Raw genomic sequence first — 9,187 nt, forward strand, 5'->3', positions numbered from 1 at the left:
TGTTAGCGTGCTTTTGTGGATAACAACAAGATAGTAAGAAAAAACTACTAATACTTATTGTGCCACAAGCTGCACCTTTTGCTCTTCGGGGTATCCCTTCAGCAGGTCGGCCATCCTGGAAAAGTAGTGCAGAAATTCCCTTCCCTTTTCCGTCGTGCGGTAGACCGGCGAGCCTTCCATGACGTCCTGCGCAAGCAGGCCCTTTCCAAGTAGTTCGTTCAGGTAATAGAGTATCTGCTCGTAACTCAGGTTGGCTTTGTACATGATGTGGGTCTTTTTTATCCCGACCGTTGACAGGGTCAGGACGTCAGCCATGATTTCGATTTTGCCCCTGTTGTTTTTTCGTTCAGACATGACTCTATCAGATTGTTCTATATTATTTTAGGGATAGGGTGGAATTCGTGCTGGAACGCGCGTTCCAACCGCCTTTTTGGGCGCAGAGTATGCCCAGAACTGCGTTTGGAACGCTAATCTGGCTATTTACGTTCTATCAAGTCCTACCAGAACCTTATTACCATGAAATAGCCTAGAAAGCAAGAGTCCGGGAAAACTACCAAAGAATTGGTGTATCAGAATGAGCGGATCAGCCTGTTGGCGTCGATAAGGGTCTTTGAGGCAGTCGAAAGCAGATCCCGGGACGACTGGTAATCCCCATCGCCAATTGCCATTCTTGCCAGGTTGATCAGGTTTATCGCTTCACGTATCTGGCCCTCGGCCTGCGCGTTGCCGGCTGCATCGGCAAGCTGCTTTTCGGCCCTCTTTTCCAGCCTGTCGGCAGACGCCAACAGGTTGCGCGCCTCGGGACTGTCTCCTTCTTTTTCTGCTACCGTTGCTGTTGTCTTCGTCGAATTATTGTTGTTATTGCTGCTATTGCTGCTGCCGCCACCATCATCATCATTATTGCTGCTGGCCTGCTCTACAAGCTTGGCCCGGGCCTTGTCCAGCACCGACTCGGTCAGGGCAAGCGTCGATTCAGCAGAGTCAAGGTCTTTGTTGTCCATCAGCCTTTTTGCCTCGACAAGCAGCGACTGTATGTCGTCAAATATCGGGTCGGAAACGCGGTTCTTTTCCGCAAGGACGGCAAGCGTGCGGTAAATGTCGCCCAGCCTGCCATACCAGTCGTTTGCGGCTGCCAGGCGCCTTTCTTCATCCTCACCTGCCGGCTGGGAGAGCGCCTTCATGTTTTCCGGCGAGAGAAGGTCCAGCATTTCTGCAAAGTAGGCAAGCGCCGCGTCCATGTGCTTGCGCGCGCTTTCCGTCTGGCCGTACTCTGCGGACTGGATTGCAAGCGAGGCCTCGGACGAGCCAAGCTGGTACTTTTCAACCGCCTGCGTGGGTATAGGGATGTCCGCCTGCACGAGCTCCTTAATCCTCGCATTGGCCCTGTCCCTTGCCTGCACCACGGTGTCGTGTATCTGTGCCAGCTCGTCGCTCTGTTCCGCATCCTTGTCAGCTATGCGAAAGCCGGCGGTGGCCGACTGGCTGCCGTAGGCGGCAGTCACAGTGTAATCGCCGGGCCCGCAGGACACCTTCATGGGACGAGAAATGAACGAGCCGTCGCGCTCCACCCTCACAAACTGCTGGCCGCAGATGACATCGTCTTTTGCCACCTTGACTGTCACGAACTTGGCTCCCTTGTTATTATCATTGTCGTTGTTGGTGGTGTTGTCATCCAGATCAACTGTCCCGGCCACAATTACGCGGTCGCCGGAATCATAGACGCTCTTGTTGGTGGTGACGGCAAATGACGACGATTGGCCGTACGCCGCAGTAATAGGGAGGACTGCTGCTGTAGCAGCGAGCAGCAAAGCTACAAAAGGCAGTCCTAGCCCCTTTACCCCTCCCGCCATTCTCTCCCCTATGGTAGGGCAGGCGCTTATTTCAGGAACCCCTGAAACGGCCGTTCCCGCTTAAAAATGCGGCAATAGCCTGGACATGCGGCGGGCGAAGCAGCTGTTGCGAGTCGTATATATTGCCTGACAGCACTTACTATTCCAAATGCGCCTTTTGCGCCCGGCCTTGGCAGTATTTGGGTTTCTCGTCATTGTGCTTATCCCGTTACAGCAGGCACTTGCGCAAGAGATCCAGCCCACAAACGTTATAAAATCGCCAAAAGACGAGAGCTTTGTCCTCCCGTACCAGGCGGCAAACCGAGACATCCGCAACCCGGTGGTCTACAAGTACGACCAGTCAAAGGGCCAGAACTGGATATTCACAGTCGACGACAAGCTTTCGTACGTCCCAAGAAACGACTCCAAAGTCGTGATAACCATCAAAGAGCCGGCGCCAAGCGAAAAGTACATCCAGATATTCATGTATGGAGGCGACGAGCAGAAATTCGTAGTCGCGGTAAACGCGCCGCAGACGGGCTACCAGATAATCGAGAGTGGCAATTGGGTCTATGAGGAGCTTGTCACCCTGACCCATAGCGACAACAGCGGGCTCACGGTGACGGACGGCAAGAGAATAGTAGTAGACAGGCTCGACATACAGGGATTCAACCCCGCGTCAATCGAGGTGTATGGCATGGACGAAGCCGGAGCGCTTGCAAACGCGTACGGCGGCACGCTCGGCATAGGCATCCTGTACGGAAGCCCTTCTGACACCCCGGTATATTACGTGCCGGCGGCAGTCATGATAGGCGTTGGCGCGCTGATGGGCGTTCTTTTGTGGAAGAAAAAGAGGTCGCAGTAGTATCAGCATAATAGCGGCACATATTTTTCAAGTCGCACACGCGGCAGTTCGGCTTGACAGGCAGGCAAATGTTCTGCCCGTACATGACAAACGTGTCGTTTACCTTTGTCCACAGCCTCCTGTCCACCATCCTGCTCAGCTCCTCCTCGGTCTTTTCAGGAGTCTTTGTTTCCACGAGCCCAAGGCGGTTTGATATGCGGTGCACGTGGATGTCGACAGGGATCGCAGGCTTGTCAAACGCGTAGACGAGCACGCAGTTTGCAGTCTTGCGGCCCACGCCTGGAAGTTCCAGCAATTTGTCAATGTCAGAGGGCACCCCGCCTCCGAATTTTTCGACGATGGCCTGCGCGACCTGCTTTATCCTTGCCGCCTTGACATTGTAAAAGCCGATGCTATGTATCAGCTTTTTAATGTCGTCAAGGTCGGCAGACGCCAGCTCTGCCGGCGTCCTGTAGGCTGCAAACAGCTTGTTGACCACCTTTGTCGTATTCTCGTCGCGCGAGCGCGCAGACAGGATGGTGCCTATCAGTATCTTGAAAGGGTCGCCCTGCTCTTCCATCTGCAGGCCGCGAAGAGCAGTAAGGCGAGGCGGCTTTTCCCGGTAAAGCGCCGCTTCCATCCGGCGGAGGATTTCGCCCATGGGCATCATTGCTATCTTTTTGGCCAAACGCTGTTGTTTGTGCGTTCGTGCGCCCGTGATATAAAACCCTCTGCCCCTGCAAGATATGGTTCTTATACTCTGTTTATGGAGATGCTTTTGTGGAGCTGACGAGGGAGGAAGAGAGGGCGCTTGCGGGGGAAAAGGGCGAGGCGCTTGCCCTAGCGTACCGCATACTTGCGGCAATCGGCGAGGCCACCGGCGCAAAGAGGCTGGTGCCGGTAAAGTGGGCCCACGTGTCAGGCGTCAACTACAACACAATCGGCGACGCAGGCGTGCAGTTCCTTGAAAAGTTCAGCAGGGACGCAAGGGTCGCCGTCAAGACGACTGTAAACCCGATGGGCTATGACAGGGACAGGCCCGAGCAGCTGCCTGAAAAGTTCATTGAAAAGCAGGCAAGCATAATGCGCTCGTACGAGCGCATGGGAGTCACGCCGTCGTTTACGTGTACCCCGTACGAGGTTTTCGACATCCCGGAAAAGGGCACCGCGGTCAGCTTTGCGGAAAGCAACGCGGCCGTGTTTTCAAATTCACTGCTTGGACTTCGCACCAACAAGGAAAGCGCGCTTTCGGCCCTTGCAAGCTCTGTCACGGGCAAGGCTCCGCTTTCCGACCTGCGGCTTGACGAGGCAAGGAACCCAAGGGTGGCAATAGAGACAGGGTTTTCGTTTGAAAGCGAGCTGGACTATGGCCTGCTCGGGTATTTTGCGGGCAAGGCGGTAAAGGACAGCAGCGTCGCGCTTGCAGGCATTGGAAATTCAATAGGCAGGCCGCAGGCAAAGGCGCTTTCCGCAGGCATTGGCACCTCCGGCTCGTGCGGCATGTTCTCGCTCGGCGACTCGGTTGCAGCAGGCATAGGAGAAAAGATAGCGTTTGGCAAAGAGGAGGCAAGGAAGGTAAGGGACGAATTGAGCACGGCTGACGACGGCGACATCATCACGCTTGGAAGCCCCCAGCTTGGGCTTGAAGAGCTTGCCACCCTTGCCAGGCTGACGGAGGGCAAGAAATTCGACAGGCGCTGCATGATATTCTGCTCGCGGGCAATCCACAACCAGGCTACCAAGATCGGCCTGACGGGGCAGATTGAGAAGGCAGGGGGCGAGTTCATGTGCGACTCTTGCACATGTTTGACGCCGTACGTCGACAAGGACAGGTACGATTCCGTGATAACAAGCAGCGTCAAGGCGGCATACTACATGAACAACTCCAACAAGGTCAAGGTCGCGCTAAAGGACGTAAAGGCGATAGTAAAGGAGTACACAAAATAATGACGACGATGATGATAACCGGCTGCAGAAAAATAGTGGGCGGCAAGGGAGAGGGCGAGGCGCTTGTCAGCTCGCAGCCGATAAACTTCCTTGCAATGGTCGAGGCCAGGAGCGGCAGGATAACCGACCCAAAGCACGAGCTTTACGGCAGGTCGCTCAAGGACGCAATACTGGTGTTCCCAAACGCCATCGGTAGCAGCGTGGGTGCGTACGTTTTCTATTCGCTAAAGGAGGCAGGGACGGCGCCAAGGGCCATAGTGTGCGCAAAGGCAGACATCACCACCGCTTCCGGCTGCGCAATCGCCAACATCCCGGTCGTCGACCTCCCGGAAGAGATGGCAAAAGAACCATTATCGTCGCTGGTCAGGCCCGGCTCCAGGATCAGGGTGGACGCGGAAGCAGGCCAGATAGCAGCAACAGTTTAATCTTTTTGTGCACGCAGCAAAGCTTGCTCGGTGCACGGCACACCAGATGGGCGAACCGACCGCGGCTAGCCTGCGGAATGACGACTCAAGTCCGTGCACCGACTTGACTGAAAAAACCTTTTATTTGCGGGTGGAAACGGGATCATATTGGTCAGCTACTGTCCCGAATGTGGAGGCGAGCTAAAGTTTGACCTCGCCAGCAAGAATTTCGTCTGCAAGAGCTGCGGCCTGTTTGCTTCAAGGGAAAAGATAGACGAGCTGCGCGACAAGGCGGAGGCTAGAAAAGAAGACGTGCGCCAAAAGAGGCATGACGATTACATCGACTGGTGGCAGTCTTCCAAGAAGGACAAGCAGCAAAAGTAGCCCCAGAATAATTAATATCCCCAGCAGGCTCTCCAGCAGATGTCTTGCACTCCTGCTGCATCAAGTGCCACAAAGAGCCTTCCGTGTATTTTCGCGCCTACTCTGGCGAGTATTTGTGCAAGAAATGCTTTGTGCGGTCAATCGAGGACAAGACTGCGAGGACGATGTCGAAATACTCGATGCTGAAATACGGCGAGCGGGTCGCAGTCGGCGTGTCAGGGGGCAAGGACAGTTTATCACTGCTGTACGTCATGAAAAAGATCTTTGACGAGCATGACCGTTCCAAAGACGACCTTGTCGCAGTCACTATTGACGAGGGGATAAAGGGCTACCGCGACGAGTCGCTTGAAATCGTAAAGGGCTTTTGCTCGCAGCTTGAGGTGCAGAGCAAAGTCATGAGCTACAAGGACCTGTTTGGCGTTTCGATGGACGAGGCTATGGTCCTGCGGCCGTCAGAGAAAATATCATCTTGCTCAATGTGCGGCACGTTCAGAAGGCGCGCTATTGACCTGGCGGCTGAAAGCGTCGGCGCGGACGTCGTGGCGACTGCGCACAACATGGACGACCAGCTGCAGACATTCATGATCAATTTACTGGCAGGCGACGTGGAGCGCATCGGCTGGATGTACCCGGAGCCCATAGAGTACGCGGGCGGCATGAAAAAGATCAAGCCCTTTGCAGAACTGTACGAGCACGAGATAGCTTTTTACGCGCTGCAGCGTGAGATCCCGTTCCAGTCAGAGGAATGCCCGTACATGAACGAGAGCATCAGGACTGACCTGCGCGAGTTTTTCAACAGGATGGAAAGCGAGCATCCGGGGATAAAGAACAACGCGTATGCGTCTATGATGAAGGTGTCAGAGAAATTACGAGCATCATTTACAGAGCCAAGGGGCGACAGGAAGTGCAGGCTGTGCGGGCGCGATTCCACCGGCGACGTCTGCTCGGTCTGCAAGACTGTGAGCGTACTCAGGCCATGAAAAAATAAAACATCGTTCTGGGTTGCCATTAACAGATTAGCTTCCTGCGATAGTTAATTATCATGAGGATGTAATTACATAACATATGCAGTTTGGTTTGCAGCATCCCAGTTTTAGTTTCGATTACAAGGACGGCGACACCCGGCAGATCGCAGATTCCCTGAAGAACCTTGTTGCAAGGGCAGAAAGCGCGGGTTTTGATTCTTTCTGGGTGATGGACCATTTCCACCAGATCTCAATGTTTGGAGCGCCGAAAGAGCCGATGCTCGAAAGCTGGACAACGATATCGGTGCTTGCAGGCGTGATCATAAGGATAAAGCTTGGGACGCTCGTGACAGGCGTGATATACCGGCATCCTTCGATCCTGGCAAAAATTGCTGCCACGCTGGACGTGCTGAGCAAGGGAAGGCTCTTCATGGGAATAGGCGCTTCATGGAACGAAGAAGAGTCCCGGGCGTACGGTATCGTTGACAGGTCTTTTCCATCCGGCCAGGAGAGGCTGCTCCGGCTGGAGGAGGCTATACAGGTCATTCGCAAAATGTGGACCGAAGAGCCAGCTTCGTTCGATGGGAGATACTACAGGATCCGAAATGCGTACTGCAACCCCAAGCCTATCCAGAAACCTTCCCCGCCCACCATGATGGGCGGTTCTGGCGAAAAAAAAATGCTCCGGATTGTGGCCAAGTACGCGGACGCATGCAACCTGCTTGGATCTGTCGAGACCGTCAAGAAAAAGCTGGACATCCTGAAGGAGCACTGCAAGAGTGTGGGCAGAGATTATGGGTCGATCCTAAAGACCAAGCTTGCCACCGTAGTAATTGTCCAGGGAACTTGAAGCCTTGGATGAATTTGCAGGCAGCGTTATCATGAGAAAGTAATTGACCGCTAATATAATATAGCGAATTTTGTACAGGCACTGTGGAGGCAGGTAGGGTCGGGGTGCTAGCCGTGCCCCACACTGGAAATCGGCTTCATGCCAGGACCAGTAACCGCTGGGTAAATCCGCTGGGAGGAGGTACCCGCTTGCCTTGCGGAAATGAAATCACGCCGTGTCGGATGGTTATGAGCAGCGATCTGCGCGAAGGCGCGGCGTCGACTGCGCATCGTCGAAATGGGTGAGGTCCGGGAGGGAGCAACCCTAAGGCGGCGTAGCCATGCTAGCACGTCTACGTGGTGGATCTCGCAGGGCTTGAAATGGGGCCTTTTGCCAACGGTGGTACCGGTGGGCTGCCTCCGCTCCTTCTCGAATGTGCACAGGTAAGAGGAGAGAGGCGCGATTCCAGTGGAAACATGGATTTTCGAGTAGTTCTTTTAAACAGCGAGTAAATGTAAAACAAAGCAGCGCCAGATGGCCTTTGCCATTCCGTCACGGTGCTTGAACCTCATGCAGAACGAGTCCCTCCGGGCCCGCTAAGTTTCCGCACCCTAAGTGGGTGCGGGCCCATTTGTTCTAGAATGCAGTGAGTGGATTCGAATTCCAACAGGCTCGCTCATGCTGTACCACACCTAATCTTATTGCTTGTTCTTTTGTAGACATTATCGCGAAGCTTTGCGCCGTAAAAGCCCTGTCGCGATCTGCATTGGAACAACAACGATGTCAATGGACTAGGTAAATAATGGATCGCGGAGGCCCATGTCGCACGGCAGGCCGGCCGTCTTTTCATGTTCTAGTCGTGGGTTTGCGTCCAGCAAGGATATACACCAGACCATCCTGCAAGTGGGTGTTTTGGTTTTCGCGTAGCGTAGAGACGAGATTTGGTGTGCTGGCAGCCGGGCTTCCCAGACGGAGTATACACGTCGTGACGGTGACGTCTACGAACCCTGCGCCTTCAAGGAGGCGCACCCATTCGGATGGATGCCGCATGCCTTTGGTCCGTGATGTCTCGTCGATGGCATCAAATTCAGCAAGGGCAATTCGTCCACCGGGAACGAGTATGCGCCAGGCCGCGTTGACCCAAGTGTCATCAGCGTGGTGTGCACCCAAGCGACATATGACGGCATCCCATGGCCCTGGAGGTGGATTCGTCATGTCTGCGATTTTGAACTGAATATCCGGGAAGCGGCGTCTTGCCGCTTCCAACATGCGCGGGCTGCTGTCGATTCCCAGCGCTTCGGCGCCCCGTGCATTTGCGGCCGCCGTGCTGTGTCCGGGCCCGCAGGCCAAGTCAAGCAACCGTGTACCGCTTCCCACTTGCACGGCGTCCAGCATCGCCTCTGTGGCGTATTGCAACTCCGGTTCCAGCAAGTCGATGATGTCATCGTATCTCTTGGCCCTCTCCGCCCAAGAATCCGTTGTGTGGTCGTGGTGATGGCGACGTGCGTCTGAATTGCTCATGGCCTGTTTCCAAGGAACGGAATAGACAGAATTCGTTCAAGATTATCGCAGAATTGTCTCAAGGCGGGGTCAGACCAATCTTGGAATGTCGAAAGGACCGGGTGCAGTGCTTGTGCCTCGACCTGAGTGGCAATATCTCGAGCCTCAGGAGTAGCCGTAAGCCATTGCTTGCGCGCGTCGTTCTCGTCAGTGCGTCGCTTCACCAGACCCAGAGACGACAGACGCTGGATGGCCGGCGTGACGCTGCCGCGGGTGACGTGCATCCAGTCAGCCAGGTCGCTGGGTGTGGTGTCACCGTGGTTAACCAAATAATGCAGAACAAGTGCTTGATGGACGGTAAAGCCTCCCTTCACCTTTGTGCGCTGCCATTCATTTATCGCTGAAGCCACTTGTCGCATAAGAGAAATGGCCCGGAGCACAAGATCAGGTTTGTCCGCGTGCTCTCGGCGGTGTTGCTTTGTCAT

The 9,187-nt window shown here is 54.7% G+C and carries 11 protein-coding genes and 1 other RNA gene; 7 read left to right on the plus strand and 5 right to left on the minus strand.

The features are described from left to right. Positions 1–54 precede the first annotated feature (54 nt). Both NVIE_RS06175 and NVIE_RS06180 read right to left on the minus strand, forming a co-directional pair. Positions 55–354, minus strand: coding sequence for a winged helix-turn-helix domain-containing protein (locus NVIE_RS06175; RefSeq protein WP_075054500.1), 300 nt, complete (start codon positions 352–354; stop codon positions 55–57). 215 nt (positions 355–569) lie between these two features. After that, positions 570–1,850: a hypothetical protein gene (locus NVIE_RS06180; protein WP_144239538.1), complete on the minus strand. Its 1,281-nt coding sequence runs from the start codon at positions 1,848–1,850 to the stop codon at positions 570–572. Positions 1,851–1,998: 148 nt separating this feature from the next. Here NVIE_RS06180 and NVIE_RS06185 point away from each other — a divergent pair, with 148 nt between their 5' ends. Next, complete coding sequence (locus tag NVIE_RS06185) at positions 1,999–2,694, plus strand: hypothetical protein (RefSeq protein WP_075054502.1); 696 nt, start codon at positions 1,999–2,001, stop codon at positions 2,692–2,694. On the opposite strand, the gene NVIE_RS06190 is transcribed toward NVIE_RS06185, so the two are convergent. Then, positions 2,633–3,334, minus strand: a complete 702-nt coding sequence (locus tag NVIE_RS06190) for an endonuclease III domain-containing protein (protein WP_075056036.1) — start codon at positions 3,332–3,334, stop codon at positions 2,633–2,635. The genes NVIE_RS06185 and NVIE_RS06190 overlap by 62 nt on opposite strands. 119 nt (positions 3,335–3,453) lie before the next feature. Here NVIE_RS06190 and NVIE_RS06195 point away from each other — a divergent pair, with 119 nt between their 5' ends. The 6 genes from NVIE_RS06195 (at position 3,454) to ffs (ending at position 7,621) form a co-directional block, all read left to right on the plus strand. Then, complete coding sequence (locus NVIE_RS06195; protein WP_075054503.1) at positions 3,454–4,620, plus strand: aconitase X; 1,167 nt, start codon at positions 3,454–3,456, stop codon at positions 4,618–4,620. Beyond that, positions 4,620–5,045: an aconitase X swivel domain-containing protein gene (locus NVIE_RS06200; RefSeq protein WP_227717504.1), complete on the plus strand. Its 426-nt coding sequence runs from the start codon at positions 4,620–4,622 to the stop codon at positions 5,043–5,045. Before NVIE_RS06195 ends, NVIE_RS06200 begins: the two co-directional genes overlap by 1 nt. A 147-nt stretch (positions 5,046–5,192) precedes the next feature. Further along, positions 5,193–5,408: a TFIIB-type zinc ribbon-containing protein gene (locus NVIE_RS06205; protein WP_075054504.1), complete on the plus strand. Its 216-nt coding sequence runs from the start codon at positions 5,193–5,195 to the stop codon at positions 5,406–5,408. A gap of 44 nt (positions 5,409–5,452) precedes the next feature. Beyond that, positions 5,453–6,388, plus strand: a complete 936-nt coding sequence (locus NVIE_RS06210) for a TIGR00269 family protein (RefSeq protein WP_227717505.1) — start codon at positions 5,453–5,455, stop codon at positions 6,386–6,388. Between the two features lie 85 nt (positions 6,389–6,473). After that, entirely contained in the window at positions 6,474–7,223 is a 750-nt protein-coding gene (locus tag NVIE_RS06215) for an LLM class F420-dependent oxidoreductase (protein WP_084790662.1), read from the plus strand. An 87-nt stretch (positions 7,224–7,310) separates the two neighbouring features. Next, positions 7,311–7,621, plus strand: an RNA gene (ffs, locus tag NVIE_RS06220) — signal recognition particle sRNA. A gap of 427 nt (positions 7,622–8,048) precedes the next feature. Here the strand turns inward: ffs and NVIE_RS06225 are convergent. Together NVIE_RS06225 and NVIE_RS06230 are read right to left on the minus strand one after the other, a co-directional pair. After that, a complete protein-coding gene (locus NVIE_RS06225) occupies positions 8,049–8,723 on the minus strand; it encodes a class I SAM-dependent methyltransferase (RefSeq protein WP_075054506.1) in 675 nt (224 codons plus the stop codon). Next, on the minus strand, positions 8,720–9,187 hold the full coding sequence (locus NVIE_RS06230; protein WP_075054507.1) for a MarR family winged helix-turn-helix transcriptional regulator: 468 nt from the start codon (positions 9,185–9,187) through the stop codon (positions 8,720–8,722). Before NVIE_RS06230 ends, NVIE_RS06225 begins: the two co-directional genes overlap by 4 nt.

Origin of the sequence: Nitrososphaera viennensis EN76, assembly GCF_000698785.1 — an archaeon.
Classification (GTDB): domain Archaea; phylum Thermoproteota; class Nitrososphaeria; order Nitrososphaerales; family Nitrososphaeraceae; genus Nitrososphaera; species Nitrososphaera viennensis.